This is a genomic window from Micromonospora fluostatini (assembly GCF_050410825.1).
Classification (GTDB): Bacteria; Actinomycetota; Actinomycetes; order Mycobacteriales; family Micromonosporaceae; genus Micromonospora; species Micromonospora rosaria.
Genome location: NZ_CP191251.1, coordinates 765750 through 780104 on the forward strand (window position 1 = coordinate 765750; position 14355 = coordinate 780104).

Below are 14355 nucleotides of genomic sequence, written 5' to 3' on the forward strand. Positions count from 1 at the left end.
CCCTGGCGCGGCTCGCGTCGTCCCGCTTCCGCCCCGTCGTGCGGGGACGGATTCTGCCCCTTCCCCGCCCCTGCCGGCGGGCGTACCGTGGGTACACGATGTACCCAGCCGGGCGAGGTGTCTCCATGACCAGTCAGCAGCAGCCCACACCGGGTCAGCGCGTGGAACGGCTTCGCCGGGCCGTCGGTCTCTCCCGTGAACGCCTCGCCGGGCTGAGCGGCCTCTCGCCGACCACGGTGAAGTTCATCGAGAACGGCCGCCGATCGCTGACCCTGCGGGCGGCTCAACAGCTCGCCCCGCATCTCGGGGTCCGGGACCTCGGTGACCTGTTCGGTCCGGCCGTCGCCCTGTCCCTCGACGGCCGGCCCAGCCACCCCGCCGTTGACGACGTCCGGCGGGCTCTCACCGCCTGGCACATCACCATCGGCGGTGCCCCGGAGAGCACCGACTACCTGCGGGGTGCCGTGGACGCCGCCTGGCAGACCTGGCACACCTCCCGCCACCAGCGCACCGCCGTCGGCGAACTCCTGCCCGGCCTGCTCGACGCCACGCAGCGGGCCGCCCGGCTGCACACCGGGGACGACCGCCGGGCCAGCCTCGCCCTGCTCGCGCAGGCGTACCATCTCGCCCAGGCGTACCTGGCCTGGCACGGCGACCGCGAGCTGGTGTGGCTCACCGTCGATCGCGGCATGACCGCCGCTCTGGACGCGGACGACCCGCTGGCCATCGCCCAGGCGAGCTGGTACGCCGCGCACCTGCTGCGCGCGGTCGGCCGGGGCGACGAGGCGTTGGAGCGGCTGCGGGACGCCCGAGCCCTGATCGAGCCCCGGGTCGTCGACGGCGGCACCGAGTGGGCCGAGTCGCTCGTGGATCTGCACCTGTGCGCGGCGCTCACCCGCGCCCGGAGCGGCGACCAGGGCGCATGGTCGGATTGGGATGCCGCCCGCTCGGTCGTCGACCGGGCGCTGCCCGACGGCTTCGTGGGCCTGCGGACCCGAGTGTCCCGCCCCCTCGTGGATGTGTACGCGGTCATGTGTGCGGTGGACCTCGGTGACCCGGACGAGGCGCAGCGCCGCGCCCATGCCCTCGACCCGGTGTCGATTCCGTCGACGGAACGCCGGGGTCGCCACTACGTGGAGCTGGCCCGCTCGGCTGACCTGGAGGGTGCGCGGGAAGCGACGCTGCATCTGCTCACCCGGGCCGAGGCGACGTCGCCGGAGACGGTCCGGTACTCACCGGCGGCGCAGGACATGGTCAGCCGGCTGGTCCGCGAAGCGCCGGCGGCGGTCCGCGCCGAGGCCGTCGACCTCGCGCGTCGGATCGGTGCCACCGACCTGTAGGTACACCCCGTCACCGGGTACATCGGGTACCCCTGCCCTCCGGCGGCACTGCTTAGCGTGATCGTGCGGTTGCGCCAGGGAGTGGCCGGTGGGTGACTGTCGCACTCCCGCACCCGCACCAGACGGCGGCGGAGGCGCTTCCTGTCCCGGTGTGCCCGACAGGGGCCGAGCTTCGCCGCCCTCGACGACGAGGGAAGGCGATCCGATGACCTGGTCCGATCTCCGCGCCGAGGCGCGCAACGCTGTGCGGTGGCTGCTCCGGCGACCCGATCCGTCTCCACCGCCCGGTAGCGGCCGGTGTCACCAGGCAGCCGAACAGGCGGCGGCGCAACGGCGGATCCTCGCCCAGGCCGAGGCCGAGCGGACCCCGCTCGACGACATCACCCAGGCGGTGCCGGATCGACGGTGGCGGCGTGGCCTACGGTGACGACCGGCCGATCGGTCGACGGGTGGCGTACTGGCGGGGCCGGCGCGGCTGGAATCAGCAGCAGCTCGCTGACGCGCTCGGCAAGTCGAAGTCCTGGGTGGACAAGGTCGAGCGTGGTGTCCGGGACCTCAACAAGGTCGACGTCCTCAACGACCTGGCCGCCACGCTGCGGATCGACGTCGCGCGGCTGACCGGCGTCGTCTCCGCCTCGGTCAACCCGGCCGGGGCGGTGCGGGTCGGGCCGGCTGTGGCCGACATCGGTTCCGTCCTCGCCCGTTACGACGTTCCCCTCACCCCCGGTGCGCGCCAGCGGATCTGGTCGCCGGTCGACCTGGGCAAGGCGGTCGAGCACTCCTGGCTGTCCCTCCACTACGGGCACTACGACCGACTGCTGCGGGATCTGCCCCGGCTGCTCGCCGAGGCGCAGCGGTACCGCGCCGTCCACCGTGATCCGGCCGCCGCCCGCCTGCTCGGCCAGGCGTACCAGGTCGCCGCCACGGTGCTGCGCAAGATCGGTGAGCACCATCTGGCCTGGCTGGCCGCCGATCGGGGCATGGCGGTCAGTGCCGACGCCGATGATCCGCTGCTGGCCGCCCGCGCCGCCGTGCCGCTCGGCGGGGTGGTCGGTGACGTCGGCCTGCCGCGCAGGGCTGTCGAGACGTGCCTCGCCATCGCGCACGGCATGGCCCCGGCCGACCCGCTCGATGCCGGCCCGGAGCACCTGTCGGTGTACGGCTGTCTGCTCCTTCAGGCCGCGATGGGCGCAGCGCACGATGGCGACGAGCGGTGCGCGGACGACCTCCTGGAGCAGGCCGCCGAGGCGGCGGGCCGGGTCGGCGACGGACATGACCACTACTGGACGGCCTTCGGGCCGGGGCTGGTCGGCGTGGCCCGGGTCGCAGCGGACGTGGAACTCGGCCGTGCGGAGGTGGCGGTGGCCGGGCACCAGGAGATGACCAGCCAGCCCGGCTACCAGCAGCTACCGCCCGGCCACCGAGCCGACCACCAGGTCGACGCCGCGCGGGGGTACGCCCACGTCGGTGACCTCACGGCGGCCGGGCGGGCGCTGCTGGAGGCGGACCGGATCGCCCCGGCGGAGGTGCGGGTACGGCCGGTCGCCCGGGAGGTGCTCAGGACGCTGCTGCTCCGGTCGGTACGGCCGGAACCCCTGGTGGCGGCCCTGGCGGAGGCGGTCGGGGTGGACGGGGCGGGGTGAGAACCTCCTCGTCGCCGGAGCCGGTGGCTCGTGGCTCGTGGGACCGTGACTCCACCCGCCGACCGGCCGTGCCGGTCAGGTGCCCGCCGCGGCGGGCGGGGACAGGCGCGGTACCGGCCCGGGGTTCAGGTCGAGCTGTGCCCAGGTGCCGGCCGAGGTGCGCAGTTCCAGCCGGCGGAGCAGGCCCTCGCGGTCGATCCAGTACCGCACCGGGGCCGGGCCAGTGCGGACCTCGACGACGTCGACGGTGCGCCCGGCCAACCGCTCGTCCCGCAGCCGCAGTGCCGGGGCGCGGGGCGGGTCCGGGTCGCCCGCCCGCAGCGCCGTCTCGACCAGTCGGTCCAGGTCGGTGTCGGCGGGGCGGGTGCGCTGCCACCCGGCCCGTGGGGGCGGCAGCGGCGGCCGGGCGGGCGTCTCGACGTCGTCGTCGGCGCCGGTCGCGGGCCGTTCCGTCCGGCCGGTGCCGGTGGGGTCGGTACGCAGCAGCGTGCGCCGGTCGGGAGCGCCCAGCTCGGCGACGGCGAGGTAGCTGACCGGTCCGGTCCAGCTCAGCCAGCCGGCGGCGCGCAGGTTGGCTGACGGGCCGAGCGGGGCGGTCACGGTCAGGGTCGCCCCCTTCGCGGCCCGGAGCCGGGCCGGGAGCAGCGCCAGCCGGTGCCGTTCCGCCGTGGTGAGCCGGCGCGGCAGCCCGGCCCGGCCGCCCAGGGCGGCCACGGGCCGCAGCACCGGCCGGTCCGCGCGGTGCAGGTCCACGGTCACCGGTACGCCGGCCCCGGCGCCGGTGGGCAGGTGGACGTCGAGCCGGCGCAGCCGGCCGTCGTGGTCCAGCCGGTACCGCGCCCGGTCGGTCCCCTCGGCGGCCCGGCTGGGCCGCTCGGTCCCGGGGGCGCGCTCGGTGGGGGGAGTGGTCGGGGTGGGGGTGGGGCCGGTCGGTTCGGGGGTCGGAGCCGAGAGGACGTCCACCGGTACCCCGGCGGCGGTCTCCGTCCCGTGCCAGCGGGCGGTGCCGGCGACGGCCGGTTCCGTCCGGTCGGTGGACAGCGCGAAGAGCAGGTCGAGCAGCGGGCCCAGGGCGGGGGTGTGCGGGCGGTCGCGCAGCCGCCACCGGTCGGCCGGCGGCACCAGGGGAGGCGGGGCCGGGGTGGGGGCCGCCGTCGGGTCCGGGCGGGTCAGCAGCAGCGTCGGGGTGGCCTGGAGCAGCCCCCGGTCGGCTCCGGCGCCGGGGCCGCCGACGTCGAGGTAGAGCAGGGGGCGGGCCCAGTCGACCCAGCCGAGCAGGTCGACCCGGGCGGCCCCGGTGCCGACGGTGATCCGCAGCCCCAGCCGGACGTCGCGGTGGTTGGTGACCCGCATCGCGGCGAACCGCTGCGCCTCGGCGGCGGTCAGCGCCCGGTCCGGTGCCGCCCGGTCGGGTACCCCGGTGAGCAGCACCGCCACCAGCGCGGTCGCGGAGGTGACGGCGGTCGCGCCGAGCAGCAGCAGGGTCCGCCGTCGGCGGCGGAGCCGGGCCGCGGGCGGGGCCGGCGGGCCGGGGTCGCCGGCCGGGCCGGCGCCGTCCTGGCTGGTCGGGGGCGTGGCCGGGGCACCCCGGCCGGATCTGGTCACGCAGGGTTGAACGCCCGGGATGCGTGGGGGTGACGTGCGCGGGAGGGTGACCGGTAAGGGGCGCTCGCGGCGACCGGTCTGCGCCTGCAGCGCGACCGCGTGGTGCGCACGCCGGGATGAACCGGGTGCTGCGACCCTGCGCCGGGGGCGGGCGGCCGATGACGGCGCGGCCCGCCGGCCCGGTCGGCCGCCGCGAGCGGCCTACGCCCTATACCCTAGCGCGGTGAAATGTGCCACACAATGGGAATATTGAAGCCGATCACTAACCGTCCGTAGTGGTCCCAGCGTGTCGGACCCCCGGCGTACCGTTGATGTCATGGCGCTCGACATTCCCCGGCTCGACGGCCGTTTCCAGGTCGTCAGCGACTTCCAGCCGGCCGGTGACCAGCCGGCGGCGATCGACGACCTGGAGCGGCGGGTCCGCCGTGGCGACCGGCACACCGTGCTGCTCGGCGCCACCGGCACCGGCAAGAGCGCGACCACCGCCTGGCTGGTCGAGCGCCTGCAACGGCCCACCCTGGTGCTGGCCCCCAACAAGACGCTCTGCGCCCAGTTGGCCAAGGAGTTCGGCGAGCTGCTCCCGCACAACGCGGTGGAGTACTTCGTCTCCTACTACGACTACTACCAGCCCGAGGCGTACATTCCGCAGACCGACACCTACATCGAGAAGGACTCCTCGATCAACGAGGAGGTCGAGCGGCTGCGGCACTCGGCGACCATGTCGCTGCTCACCCGCCGGGACGTGATCGTGGTGGCGACGGTCTCGGCGATCTACGGGCTGGGCACCCCGGAGGAGTACCTCGACCGGGCCGTCCGGGTCGCGGTCGGGCAGGAGCTGGACCGCGACCAGTTGCTGCGCCGGCTGGTCGACATCCAGTACACCCGCAACGACATGGCCTTCCAGCGGGGCACCTTCCGGGTCCGGGGGGACACGCTGGAGATCATTCCGGCGTACGAGGAGATGGCGGTCCGGGTCGAGCTGTTCGGCGACGAGGTGGAGAAGCTGTACTACCTCAACCCGCTCACCGGGGACGTGGTCCGCGAGGTCGACAGCCTGATGATCTTCCCGGCGACGCACTACGCGGCCGGCCCCGAGCGGATGGAGCGGGCGGTCCGCGACATCGAGACCGAGCTGGCCGAGCGCCTGGCCGAGCTGGACCGGCAGGGCAAGCTGCTGGAGGCGCAGCGGCTGCGGATGCGCACCACGTACGACATCGAGATGATGCGGCAGGTCGGCTTCTGCTCCGGCATCGAGAACTACTCCATGCACATCGACGGCCGGCTCCCCGGCAGCCCGCCGCACTGCCTGCTCGACTACTTCCCCGACGACTTCCTCACCGTCATCGACGAGTCGCACGTGACCATCCCGCAGATCGGCGGCATGTACGAGGGTGACGCCTCGCGCAAGCGGATGCTGATCGACCACGGCTTCCGGCTGCCCAGCGCGGCCGACAACCGGCCGCTGCGCTTCGACGAGTTCCTGGAGCGGGTCGGGCAGATGGTCTTCCTGTCGGCCACCCCCGGCTCGTGGGAGATGGAGCACGCCCAGGGCGAGTACGTCGAGCAGGTGATCCGCCCGACCGGCCTGGTCGACCCGGAGGTCGTGGTCAAGCCCACCAAGGGCCAGATCGACGACCTGATGCACGAGATCAGGCTGCGCACCGAGCGGGACGAGCGGGTGCTGGTCACCACGCTGACCAAGAAGATGGCCGAGGACCTGTCGGACTACCTGCTGGAGAACGGCATCCGGGTGCGGTACCTGCACTCCGAGGTCGACACCCTGCGCCGGGTGGAGCTGCTGCGCGAGCTGCGCAAGGGCGACTACGACGTGCTGGTCGGCATCAACCTGCTCCGGGAGGGCCTGGACCTGCCCGAGGTGTCGCTGGTGGCGATCCTGGACGCCGACAAGGAGGGCTTCCTGCGCAGTGGCCGGTCGCTGATCCAGACCATCGGCCGGGCCGCCCGGAACGTCTCCGGTCAGGTCCACATGTACGCCGACAGGATCACCCCGTCGATGGCCGAGGCGATCGAGGAGACCAACCGGCGGCGGGCCAAGCAGACCGCGCACAACGAGGCGCACGGGATCAACCCGGAGCCGCTGCGCAAGAAGATCCACGACATCCTCGACGACATCTACCGCGAGGCGGAGGACACCGAGACCAGTCGGGTCGGCGGGGCGGCCCGGCAGCTCTCCCGGGGCAAGGCGCCGGTCAAGGAGACCCGCAGCCGGGCCGGCCGGCCCGCCGCCACCCCGGCCCGGGAGGGGATGGCCCGCGCCGACCTGGCGCAGCTCATCCAGGAACTCAACGACCAGATGCTCGCCGCCGCCCGGGAGTTGCAGTTCGAGCTGGCCGCCCGGATCCGCGACGAGGTCGCCGAGCTGAAGAAGGAACTGCGCGGCATGGACGCCGCCGGGGTGCGGTGAGCGCCGCCGGGGCGGCGCCCCCGGACCCCGGCCCCGCCACGTCCCCGGTGCCGGCCGTCGGCCCGCCCCCGCCGGCCGGCGTCGCTGCCTCCCCGGGCCCGTTCGACGTGGTGCTGGGCTACCCGGACGCCCGGCTGCGCCCGTTCGTCGACCGGTACGTGGGCTACCGGGAGTGGGCGCTGCGGCCGTCGGTGCGCCGGCAGGCCGCCGGTGCCTTCGTGGTGCTCATCCTCGGCTGGGGCGCGCCCCTGGACGTCGTCGATCCCCGGTGCGCCACGCGCGGGGCGTACCGGGTGGACTCCTTCGTCGCCGGCACCTTCGACGGGTACTGCACCACCCGCACGGTCGGCGTCGGGCTGGGCGTGGAGCTGCTGCTCGCGCCGCTGGCCGCGCGCCGGATCCTCGGCGTACCGCTGGGGGAGCTGACCAACCGCGCGGTGGCGGTGGAGCAACTGCCCGGCGGGTGGCTGGCCCGGCTGCGGGAGCGGCTGGCCGAGACGCCCGACTGGCCCGGCCGGTTCCGGCTGCTCGACGCGGCCCTGGCCGGGCGGCTGGCCGCCACCGTGCCGGTCGACCCGCGACTGGACTGGGCGTGGCGCCGGCTCTCCGGGGCCACCGCCCCGGCTGTAGGCACCGCCCCGGCCGACGACCGGGAGGCGGAGCCCTGCTCCGACCCGCCCGGCGGCCCGGGGACGGGCCCCGCAGCGGCTGGCGACCGGGAGACGCGACCCGGCCCTGCGCCGGCCGGTGGCCGGGAGACGGGCCCCGCCGGCGGTGGGACGGCCGGGCCGTCCGGCAGGCGGACCACCGGCCCACCCGACGGTGCGGTGGTCGGGTCGGTCGGCGTCGGGGCGCTCGCCGACGAGCTGGGCTGGAGCCGCCGGCACCTGGCCGCCACGTTCCGCCGGGAGGTCGGGCTGCCGCCGAAGGTGACCGCCCGCCTGCTGCGGTTCGCGCGGGCCCACGCGGCGCTCACCGCCGACCGGCCACCCGGGACGGCGGCACCCGGTGGGGCGGAGGTGGCCGCCCGGTACGGCTACAGCGACCAGTCCCACCTGATCCGGGAGTTCCACGAGTTTGCGGGGGTGACCCCGGCGGCCCTGCTCAGGTCACATTCGTCCAATGCCGGTTGAGGGGCGGGCGGCCAGAATCGGGGCATGCGAACCCTGTACCCGATCTTCACCTACCCCGACCCCCGGGCCGCGATCGACTGGCTCTGCGCCGCGTTCGGGTTCACCGTGCACGTGCTGCACGAGACCCCCGACGGTGCGGTGGCGCACGCCGAACTGGCCCTCGGCGACGGGATGATCATGGTCGGTGGCCGTTCCCGGCCGCGACCGCGTCCCGCCGCCGACGACTGGTCGGTCTACGTCGCGCTGGACGAGATCGACCAGCACTGCGCCCGGGCCCGGGCCGCCGGTGCCGAGATCGTCCGGGAACCCACCGACACCGACTACGGCTCGCGGGAGTACGCCGCGCGGGACCTCGACGGGAACGTCTGGTCGTTTGGGACGTACCGGCCGTGACGGGGCACGGCACGACCATCCCGACACGTCCCAGTAGCTAACAGCAAGTGGAGTATTGCCCTGAGTGACCGAGCTGGTTAGTCTCCCTCGTGGGGAGGCCGGATGCCGTTGCCAACGAGTCCTGTCATTCGCCGTGCCCGGCTGGGCGCGGAGTTGCGCCAGCTACGCCGACACGCGGCGCTCACCCTGGAGCAGGTGTGCGACCGGCTCGGCTGGGCGTCCACCTCGAAGCTGTCCCGGATCGAGCTGGGGCAGAGCCGGCCGGACCTGGCCGACGTCCTCGACCTGCTGGACGTCTACCACGTGCCGGCGCCTCAGCGGGACGCGCTGATCGTGATCGCCCGGGACGCGGCGACCGGCCGGGGCTGGTGGAAGTCGCTCAGCGAGATGGGGGAGCGGCAACGCACCTACGCCGAGCTGGAGGCCGGCGCGGCGACCATCGTGGAGTACCAGCCGGCGCTGGTGCCCGGCCTGCTCCAGACGCCCGCGTACGCCCGGCTGCGGATCGAGGCTGGCCGGCTGGTCAACCCCGAGGTGGACGTGGACGCCGACGTGCGGGCGCGGGCCGCCCGGCAGGAGGTGCTGCGCCGGGCGCACCCGCCCCGGTACACGGCGCTGCTCGCCGAGGCGGCCTGCGACCCGGCCGGCGTGCCGGCGGAGGTGTGGCGGGAGCAGGTGCAGCACCTGGTCGACCTGGCCGGCCAGCCGAACGTCACGGTCCGGGTGCTGCCCCCGGAGGCCACGCTGCGCGCCGGGCCGCACCCGCTGACGCCGTTCTCCTGCTACTCGTTCCCGGACCCGGCCGACCCGCGCACGGTGATGCTGGAGACCCTCACCGCCGACGTGCGGCTGGTCACCGAGGCCGACGTCGACCGGTACGAGCGGGTGGCCGACCGGCTCGCGGCGGTCGCGGTGGACGAGGCGGGCAGCGCGGCGCTGCTGCGCGACCGGTTGTCCCGGGCGGTCGACGACACCGTCCGGTGACCGCGTCCACGCCGGACGGCCCGTCCACGCCGGACGGCCCGTCCACGCCGGACGGCCCGTCCACGCCGGACGGCCCGCCCACGCCGGACGACCCGGCCCGGCCGGGCGGGTGAGGCCGGCTCACCGGTACCGGTGGAAACCGCCCTCCGAGTCGATCACCTGACCGGTGATCCACCCCGCCTCCGGTGCACAGAGGAACCGGACCAGCCGGGCGGCGTCCTCCGGGGTGCCCCAGCGTCCCCCGGGGAACAGCTCCGCCACGGCGGCGTGCGCCTCCGGCGGGGCGTAACCGGTGTCGGTGGGCCCCGGGTTCAGGCAGTTGACCGTGATGCCCCGGGGCATCAGCACCGGCGCGAGCTGGACGGTGAGGTTCTCCACCCCGGCCTTGCTGGCCGCGTAGGCCAACTCGGTCGGCATCGGGCCGAGACGCTGCCCACTGGAGAAGAGCACCAGCCGGCCACCGGTGCCGGCGCTGAACGCCGCGCCGAAGGCCTCGGCGAGCAGCAGCGTGGCCCGGACGTTGACCAGCAGGTGCCGGTCGATCTCGGCGGCGTCGAGGGAACCGAGCGGGGTCTGGGTGGAGTACGCGTGCACGGCCACCACGGCGTCGAGCCGCCCGTACCGGCGGACCGCCTCGGCGACCAGCGCGCCGGGGGCGGCCGGGTCGAGCAGGTCGGCCGGGACGTGGACCGCCGCGTCGCCCAGCTCGGCGGTGAGTGCGGGGACGCCGTCGGGATCCCCGCCGTAGGGCTGCGCGTCGTCGTAGGCCGGCAGGCCGGTGAGGAACAGCCGGTACCCCTCGGCGGCCAGCAGCCGGGCCACGGCGGCCCCGATGCCGATCCGCCGGCTCACTCCGGTCACCAGGACGACCCGGTCAGTCACGACCGCCAGTCAACCCGATCGTGCCGGCCCCGGCCACCGAATATGCCGCCCGACCCGCCCCCGCCGTCCCGGTGGCACGCCGGGGCGGCCGGTGGGCCGTGCCCCCGACGGCGCTGTGCCTCCCCGGCGGGTGGACCGTCGACGTGGTGGATCGCCGAGGTAGGTAGGCCAGCCGGGGTGGGTGGATGGGCGGCGCGGTCACCGGACCCGACGGCCCCGAGCCCGCCGGGGCCGGTGGCCGCCGATGGGACCGTACCTGCGGGGTCCGACAGAACCAGCCGACCGGGGGTCGACGGAGCCGCCGACCGTGGGCGACGGAGCCCTCCGGCCGGGGATGTCAGGCCGGGACGTCGAGGAAGTGCTCGACCGAGGGCGGACCGGCGAAGTGCGGCCCGATCAGGGAGCGCCACTGCTGGAACCGCTCGGTGGCGCGGAAGTTCTCCTCGTGCGCCTCGACGGAGTCCCACTCGACCAGCAGCACGAACCGGCTGGGGGACTCGATCCCCCGGGTCATCCGTACCGACCGGCAGCCGGGGGTGCCGGCGAGCAGCGGATGGCCCTGGCCGTACGCGGCGACGAAGGCCTCTTCGTGTCCGGGCAGTACGTCGATGAGCGCGACCTCAAGCACCATGCCAGAAGCCTCGCACGCGGCCCCGCCCGCCGGGGCACCGGGGCGCGGGTCGACGCTCCGCAGGCCACCCCCTGGCACCTAGCCCCCTAGGATGCTTTAGGGGTGGTGCGGGCCGGCACCAGTGTGGCCGGTATCGCGGGGACCGGGGTACCCACAGCGCCAGCGGTGGTGAACAATGGCGGCCGAGGAGGGGAGTATTCCCCCGACGCGACGGGTTCGTCAGCACGGTCGACCGCCAGCCAACGGCCGACCCGGGCCCGCCGGCCGCCGGCTCGCCGAGCCGGCGGCGGAAGAGACCTCCGACAGTCACCAGAGCTGGTCCCGGGTGGTCACCCCCTGCGGGGTGGTTCGTCCCGGCCCGGCCTGTCTGCCGGAGGGTGAACGTGAACGTGTCCGCGTGGGTGTGGCTGGTGTCACTGGCCGTGCTGGTCGTGGTGCTGGTGGTCGATCTGCTGATCATCGGGCGCCGGCCGCACGAGCCCAGCATCCGGGAGTCCAGCACCTGGACCGCCGTCTACATCGCGCTCGCCATCCTCTTCGGCCTGGGGCTCTGGGCCGTCGCGGGCGCCGGGCCGGCGGGGGAGTTCTTCACCGGGTACGTCACCGAGAAGAGCCTCTCGGTGGACAACCTCTTCGTCTTCGTGATCATAATGTCCCGCTTCGCGGTACCCCGGGTGTACCAGCAGAAGGTGCTGATGATCGGCATCATCCTGGCGCTCGTGATGCGCGGCGCGTTCATCGCCGCCGGCACCGCGCTGATCTCCCAGTTCTCCTGGGTCTTCTACATCTTCGGGGCGTTCCTGATCTACACCGCGATCAACCTGGCCCGGCAGGGCGAGCCGGACGAGGACGAGTTCAAGGAGAACGCCCTGATCCGGTGGAGCCGCCGGGCACTGCCGATCTCGCGGGACTACCACGACGGGACGATGACCACCCGGGAGAACGGCCGGCGGCTCTTCACCCCGATGCTGATCGTGATGATCGCCATCGGCACCACCGACCTGATCTTCGCGCTGGACTCGATCCCGGCGATCTTCGGCATCACCCAGGAGCCGTACCTGGTCTTCACCGCGAACGTGTTCGCGCTGATGGGGCTGCGGCAGCTCTACTTCCTCCTCGGCGGCCTGCTCGACCGGCTGGTCTACCTGAGCTACGGCCTGGCCGCGGTGCTCGGTTTCATCGGCGTCAAGCTGGTGCTGGAGGCCCTCGCCGACAACCATCTGGGGTTCATCAACGGTGGCGAGCCGGTCGGCTGGGCGCCGCACATCCCGATCTGGCTCTCCCTGTCGGCCATCCTCGGCACGCTCGCGGTGGCCACCGTGGCCAGCCTGATCAAGTCGAACCGGGACCGCCGCCGCGCGGTGGTCAAGGCCGGCTCCTGAGGTACGCCCGCCGGTCGTCGGCACCGGCGGGGACCCGAGTCGCCCGGGGCCGCGGCAGGCAGGGGGCGTGCACCGGCGGGCGGAAACGCGGCCCGGGGGCACAGGACAACAGCGCGCCGGAGTACGGCGCGTCGAATCACCGGGCGCCAAAGGACGGCACACCGGAGTACGGCAGGGAGCGGGAGGCCGGGTGGGCGTGCGGGACGACTGGACGTTGGTGGGCGCGCCGAACGCGCGGGACCTCGGTGGGCTGGTCGGTGCCGACGGCCGTCGGGTCCGTACCGGGCGGCTGATCCGGACCCCGGCGCTGGGCCGGCTGACCGACGAGGACCTGACCGTGCTGGACGGCCTGCGGGTGGCCTGCGTGGTGGACCTGCGGGACGACTCGGAGCGGCGGGCCGGGCCGGCGGACCGGCTGCCCGGCACGCCCCGGGTGGTCCGGCTGCCGGTCTTCGACCCGACGCACCCGGTCTTCACGTCCGTGGCGGCGGTGCTGCTCGGTCACGACCTGACCGCGCAGCCGGCGCTGGCCCGGGAGGGTGGCCCGGCGGCGATGACGGCGGTCTACCGGTGGTTCGTCACCGGGGCGTCGGCCCGGGCCGGCTTCGGCGCGGCGGTCCGGCTGGCCGCCCGGTCGGCGGACCTGCCGCTGCTGTTCCACTGCACCGCCGGCAAGGACCGCACCGGCTGGCTGGCGGTCGTCCTGCTCACCGCGCTCGGGGTGGACGAGGCGGTGATCCGCGCGGACTACCTGCGGAGCAACGAGGCGACGGCGAGCCTGCAGGAGGTGTTCCTGACGGCGTTGCGGAGCCGGCAGCCGGCGTTGGCGGAGGCGGCGGTCCGGCCGTTGCTGGAGGTGCGCCCGGAGTACCTGGACGCGGCGTACGACGAGGTGCGCCGGGTGCACGGCTCGTTCGCCGGGTACCTGCGGGACGGGCTGGGCGTGGACGACGCCACGGTCGCGGCGCTGCGCGCGCACCTGCTCGACTGAGGGCGCCGGGCGCGTCGGCGTGGGGGGAGCCGGCGGGTCAGGGCAGGTGGTGCCGGGCGGCCCAGGCGGCGGCGGAGACCTCGGCGACCAGCGCGCAGGCGTCGACGTCGCGGCCCGCCGCCGGGTCGACGGTGGTGCAGACCACGACCAGGTACGGCGGCGCGTCGGTGGGGTAGACCACCCCGGCGCCGTGCCGGACGCCCCGGACCCAGCCGCTCTTGTGCGCGATCCGGGTGCCGTCGGGCAGCCCGGCGGCGAGGTCCTCCCGGTGTTCCTGGGCGGCCAGCACGTCGAGCATGGCGGCGCAGGCGGTGGGGGTGGCCAGTGGGCCGGGGCGGGTGGCGCCGGTGGCGAGCGCGTCGAGCAGGGCGGCGAGGTCGGCGGCGGTGACCAGGTTGGTGGTGCCGGCCTCCCGGGCGGCGAAGTCCTCGATCCCCCGGCCGGTGACGCTGTGCCGGGCGCCGGCCGACGCCCACACCCGGCCGACGGCGGGCAGTCCGACGTGGGCGAGGACGATGTTGGTGGCGAGGTTGCTGGACCGGACGATCATCCGTTCGGCGAGCCAGCGCAGCGGTGCCCGGTCGCCGAGGCGTGCCCAGACCGCGTCGTCGTTGTCGAAGGTACGGGCGCAGGTGAACCGGGGGGCGCCCGGTCGGGCCGAGGCGAAGTCGTTGACCACGGGTACCGGTGCGTCCAGGTCGAGCGGGGCGGTGGCCGGCGCCCGGTCGGGGTCGGCGGCCCGGTGCAGGGCGGCCAGGACGGCGATCTTCATGGTGCTGGCCGCGTAGTGGGTGGCGTCGGGGTGCCGGACCCAGGCGGGGGGTGCGTCGAGCCGGCCGACGTACGCCGACACGGTGCCGGGTACCGCGTCGAGCCGTCGGTCCAGCGCGGCCCAGTCCGGTGGACGCGGCGGGGCCCCGCCGGGTGGTGGGGCCCCCGTCATCGC

The 14355-nt window shown here is 74.9% G+C and carries 13 protein-coding genes; 9 read left to right on the plus strand and 4 right to left on the minus strand.

Translation table 11 applies throughout. The features are described from left to right. Nucleotides 1-125: 125 nt before the first annotated feature. The 3 genes from ACQUFX_RS03545 to ACQUFX_RS03555 all read left to right on the plus strand — a co-directional run bounded on the left by ACQUFX_RS03545 (nucleotide 126) and on the right by ACQUFX_RS03555 (nucleotide 2983). A complete protein-coding gene (locus tag ACQUFX_RS03545) occupies nucleotides 126-1340 on the plus strand; it encodes a helix-turn-helix domain-containing protein (protein WP_428964599.1) in 1215 nt (404 codons plus the stop codon). A gap of 205 nt (nucleotides 1341-1545) precedes the next feature. Next, nucleotides 1546-1767 (plus strand): hypothetical protein, encoded by a 222-nt coding sequence (locus ACQUFX_RS03550; RefSeq protein WP_428964600.1) that lies wholly within the window; start codon nucleotides 1546-1548, stop codon nucleotides 1765-1767. Then, nucleotides 1754-2983 carry a helix-turn-helix domain-containing protein gene (locus ACQUFX_RS03555; protein WP_428964601.1) on the plus strand — a complete coding sequence of 410 codons (1230 nt, stop codon included), beginning with the start codon at nucleotides 1754-1756 and terminating at the stop codon, nucleotides 2981-2983. Before ACQUFX_RS03550 ends, ACQUFX_RS03555 begins: the two co-directional genes overlap by 14 nt. Before the next feature lie 75 nt (nucleotides 2984-3058). Here the strand turns inward: ACQUFX_RS03555 and ACQUFX_RS03560 are convergent, their stop codons facing one another. Beyond that, nucleotides 3059-4588: a hypothetical protein gene (locus tag ACQUFX_RS03560; RefSeq protein ID WP_428964602.1), complete on the minus strand. Its 1530-nt coding sequence runs from the start codon at nucleotides 4586-4588 to the stop codon at nucleotides 3059-3061. Between the two features lie 316 nt (nucleotides 4589-4904). Here ACQUFX_RS03560 and uvrB point away from each other — a divergent pair, with 316 nt between their 5' ends. From uvrB to ACQUFX_RS03580, 4 genes are all read left to right on the plus strand, one after another. Continuing rightward, nucleotides 4905-7013: an excinuclease ABC subunit UvrB gene (gene uvrB / locus ACQUFX_RS03565; RefSeq protein WP_428964603.1), complete on the plus strand. Its 2109-nt coding sequence runs from the start codon at nucleotides 4905-4907 to the stop codon at nucleotides 7011-7013. Continuing rightward, complete coding sequence (locus ACQUFX_RS03570) at nucleotides 7010-8146, plus strand: helix-turn-helix domain-containing protein (protein WP_428964604.1); 1137 nt, start codon at nucleotides 7010-7012, stop codon at nucleotides 8144-8146. The genes uvrB and ACQUFX_RS03570 overlap by 4 nt, the downstream gene beginning before the upstream one ends. A gap of 24 nt (nucleotides 8147-8170) precedes the next feature. Then, entirely contained in the window at nucleotides 8171-8539 is a 369-nt protein-coding gene (locus ACQUFX_RS03575; protein WP_428964605.1) for a VOC family protein, read from the plus strand. A 102-nt stretch (nucleotides 8540-8641) separates the two neighbouring features. Further along, nucleotides 8642-9523, plus strand: coding sequence for a helix-turn-helix domain-containing protein (locus tag ACQUFX_RS03580; RefSeq protein WP_428964606.1), 882 nt, complete (start codon nucleotides 8642-8644; stop codon nucleotides 9521-9523). 120 nt (nucleotides 9524-9643) lie between these two features. Here ACQUFX_RS03580 and ACQUFX_RS03585 read toward each other — a convergent pair whose 3' ends face one another. Together ACQUFX_RS03585 and ACQUFX_RS03590 are read right to left on the minus strand one after the other, a co-directional pair. Next, nucleotides 9644-10405 (minus strand): SDR family oxidoreductase, encoded by a 762-nt coding sequence (locus tag ACQUFX_RS03585; protein ID WP_428964607.1) that lies wholly within the window; start codon nucleotides 10403-10405, stop codon nucleotides 9644-9646. 337 nt (nucleotides 10406-10742) lie between these two features. Next, the gene (locus tag ACQUFX_RS03590; RefSeq protein WP_428964608.1) at nucleotides 10743-11036 is read right to left on the minus strand and encodes an antibiotic biosynthesis monooxygenase family protein; all 294 of its coding nucleotides are present in this window, start codon (nucleotides 11034-11036) and stop codon (nucleotides 10743-10745) included. 383 nt (nucleotides 11037-11419) lie between these two features. Between ACQUFX_RS03590 and ACQUFX_RS03595 the strand changes: the two genes are divergently transcribed. Together ACQUFX_RS03595 and ACQUFX_RS03600 are read left to right on the plus strand one after the other, a co-directional pair. Further along, nucleotides 11420-12418, plus strand: a complete 999-nt coding sequence (locus ACQUFX_RS03595; RefSeq protein ID WP_428964609.1) for a TerC family protein — start codon at nucleotides 11420-11422, stop codon at nucleotides 12416-12418. 196 nt (nucleotides 12419-12614) lie between these two features. Beyond that, entirely contained in the window at nucleotides 12615-13409 is a 795-nt protein-coding gene (locus ACQUFX_RS03600; protein WP_428966847.1) for a tyrosine-protein phosphatase, read from the plus strand. A gap of 37 nt (nucleotides 13410-13446) precedes the next feature. Here the strand turns inward: ACQUFX_RS03600 and ACQUFX_RS03605 are convergent, their stop codons facing one another. Then, the gene (locus ACQUFX_RS03605) at nucleotides 13447-14352 is read right to left on the minus strand and encodes a serine hydrolase (protein ID WP_428964610.1); all 906 of its coding nucleotides are present in this window, start codon (nucleotides 14350-14352) and stop codon (nucleotides 13447-13449) included. Between the last annotated feature and the right edge of the window lie 3 nt (nucleotides 14353-14355).

Coding starts and splice junctions, on each gene's coding strand:
- ACQUFX_RS03545 (WP_428964599.1), top strand. CDS start 126: ATGACCAGTCAGCAGCAGCCCACACCGGGTCAGCGCGTGGAACGGCTT.
- ACQUFX_RS03550 (WP_428964600.1), top strand. CDS start 1,546: ATGACCTGGTCCGATCTCCGCGCCGAGGCGCGCAACGCTGTGCGGTGG.
- uvrB (WP_428964603.1), top strand. CDS start 4,905: ATGGCGCTCGACATTCCCCGGCTCGACGGCCGTTTCCAGGTCGTCAGC.
- ACQUFX_RS03575 (WP_428964605.1), top strand. CDS start 8,171: ATGCGAACCCTGTACCCGATCTTCACCTACCCCGACCCCCGGGCCGCG.
- ACQUFX_RS03580 (WP_428964606.1), top strand. CDS start 8,642: ATGCCGTTGCCAACGAGTCCTGTCATTCGCCGTGCCCGGCTGGGCGCG.
- ACQUFX_RS03590 (WP_428964608.1), bottom strand. CDS start 11,036: ATGGTGCTTGAGGTCGCGCTCATCGACGTACTGCCCGGACACGAAGAG.
- ACQUFX_RS03605 (WP_428964610.1), bottom strand. CDS start 14,352: ATGACGGGGGCCCCACCACCCGGCGGGGCCCCGCCGCGTCCACCGGAC.